The sequence below is a fragment of the Methanobrevibacter sp. genome (genome assembly GCF_045636185.1).
Taxonomy (GTDB): Archaea; Methanobacteriota; Methanobacteria; order Methanobacteriales; family Methanobacteriaceae; genus Methanocatella.
Genome location: NZ_JAZTXC010000137.1, coordinates 1 through 2,804, shown reverse-complemented (window position 1 = coordinate 2,804; position 2,804 = coordinate 1). Strand labels below are relative to the sequence as shown.

Here is a 2,804-nt window from a genome sequence, read left to right as displayed (position 1 = left end):
TTTTCATGATTTTTTTGAACTATCTAATTAAAAAGTCAGTTAGTTCTAATTGTTTCTGCTTTTACCTGGAAGAAAAAAATACATTTGCATAAAAATTAAATGCCTCAACTAAAATTAGTTGAGGACTTATTTAAAATATTTTACAATCTTTTTAACATCAGGTCCAATAACTGATAAATGATCAGTGCCTTCAATGAAGATAAATTCTCCATTTCTTGCGATATTTTCCAATTTACCTTCAAGTTCATGGGTAGTTGCAAGATAAATTACTGGAGTATCATTGATTTTTGCAGCTGGGAAATCCCATACCAGATTTACCCGGGATATTTCAACTATCTTGTCAATTAACTCGTCATGGTCTTCCGGTTCTAACTCATCAGCACCAAGACCTAATTCATGTAGTTGATTAATAATATTTAATTCACCTTCTTTTTCTAGAACTTCATCATTGTAGAAGTCTAATGGACCATCAATTAAGATACATTTTTCTATTTTCCTGTATTTTTCCAATTTTTCGACAATCAGCATTGAGTAAAGACAGCCTAATGAATATCCGGCTATAATGTCTCCATCCAAAAAGATGTCTTTGATTGCATCCCAGTATTTTTCAAAGGTCATATTATAGTCAGTATTTCTCACTTCATCGATTGTTAAATCCAATTTAAAGTCATCAATAAGGTAAACATTACCTTCAAATTCAAGATTGTCAAGCAATTGTGAAAATACCAAGGAAATTCCACCTTGTGGAGGCAATATGAACATGTTTTGATCTGAAGTACCTTCTTTGGCCAGATAGAATCCATATTCTGCCTGGTCTTTATCAATGAATTTTGCAATTTGATAAGGAGTTTTATTCTCAAATATAATATGTGCATTAACATTAATATCATATTTTGACAAGATAGAGGTTATCTTAATCGCAGTTATGGAATCTCCACCCAGACGAACAAAGTCATCATAGATACCAATTTTTTCCTGATTAAATACTTTTTCAAAAGCTTCAACAATAATTTGTTCTGTTTCATTAGTTGCAGCAACATATTCAACACGCAAACTATCTAAATCAACATCAGGCAATGCACGACGGTCAACTTTACCATTTACATTTAAAGGAATTTTATCTAATTTAATAACATATGAAGGCACCATATAAGCAGGTTTATGCTCAGCCACATAATCACGAATGGATTTATCTAATAAATTTTCATCCATATCACTGACAGCATATACAACAATTTCATTTGTACCATGTGTCTTGATTGTTTGGACCGTAACGTCCGCAATTCCATCCATTTTTCGTATTATTGATTCGATTTCTGATAATTCAACACGGTTTCCTCTAACCTTAACCTGACTGTCACGACGGCCTACGATTGCAAATGATCCGTCAGGAAGCATACGTCCCATATCACCGGTACGATACAATACATTATACTCTTCATCATCATCGAAAGGATTTTCTAAAAATGCCTCTTTTGTCTTTTCATCACGATTCAGATAACCTTCAGCCAATTGATAACCTGCCAGATACAGTTCACCAACAGCCCCTACAGGAACACGTCTGAATTCATCATCCAAAAGATATGCTTTAGTATTATAATTCAAATAACCGATTGATGAGGAATCCATTTTATCGGAATTTTTAATCGAATAAACATGCTCAAATGCTTCAGTAGGACCACAAACATCAATTAAGGTATAATCTTTTGGACTTTCAAATTCGCCAAGTTTTTCACCACCACAAATCAGTATATCCAGAGAGGTAATATCTACACTATTCATGAATAATTTACCTACGGAAGTGGTAATCCATGCATGATTAACGCCATGTTGGATATAATACTCATTTAGTTTAGCCATATCTGATTTGCAGTCCTCAGGAACAATTGCCAAACAGGCACCGGCAAGCATGACTACAGTAATATTAAAACTGGCCACATCAAAACCTATTGATGAAAACATTCCATAAACATCATCCTTACCGAAACCGTATTCATCAACATACCATTCAGCCACATTAAGAAGGGATTTTCTAGTAATTTTAACACCCTTTGGAACACCAGTGGTCCCTGAAGTATATAAAATACAAGCCAAATCACCATAATTAACAGGCAAACTGGATAAAGTGCCAGTTTCTTTTCTAACAATATCTGACACATTCAAAAGAACATGATTATTATCCATATTTTGGGCATATTCATAGGTTTCATCACTAACAATGAGAACCTTGGAATCCGTATCTTCCAGTATAAAATCTATCCGTTCATCCGGAAGATTAGTATCAAGAGGTACATAAACTGCACCCATAGACAAAATAGCCAATACAATAAATAAATATAATTCACTCCGATTAACTAAAAATGCAACATTATCCTGAAATTCAACACCAAGATCGGCAAGTTTTTTAGCAATCTTATCTGCAATAAAAACGCTCTCGGCATAGCTGTAAACAGCATCATTATACAAAACAAGTTTATTATCAGGATATTTCATGAGATTATCATTGAATGCATCCAGAATATCATTATATTTCAATGCATGTTCAGTTTGATTATATGTATCTAAAAGTTCCAAATCAGAATCAGAAACATAATTGATTTCACCTAACTTATCAACACAGATTATTTGAGATAATATAGATTTATAAGACTCAGCAAATCTATTCATCACATCTTCAGAATATTTAGACGAATATTGGAGATATAGAATATAAGAATTGCCTTTTTGAATAATATCAATACTTAACTCACTAATTAACTCATCTACGTTTTCAGATTCATTATCTACTTCCATAGATTCAAATT

Annotated in this window: 1 protein-coding gene; it reads right to left on the bottom strand. The window is 32.8% G+C overall.

What is annotated here, in order from left to right; all coding sequences use genetic code 11:
- Positions 1-126: 126 nt before the first annotated feature.
- A partial coding sequence (locus ACKI3Q_RS07695; RefSeq protein ID WP_407415860.1) for an amino acid adenylation domain-containing protein occupies positions 127-2,804 on the bottom strand: 2,678 nt, incomplete at its 5' end.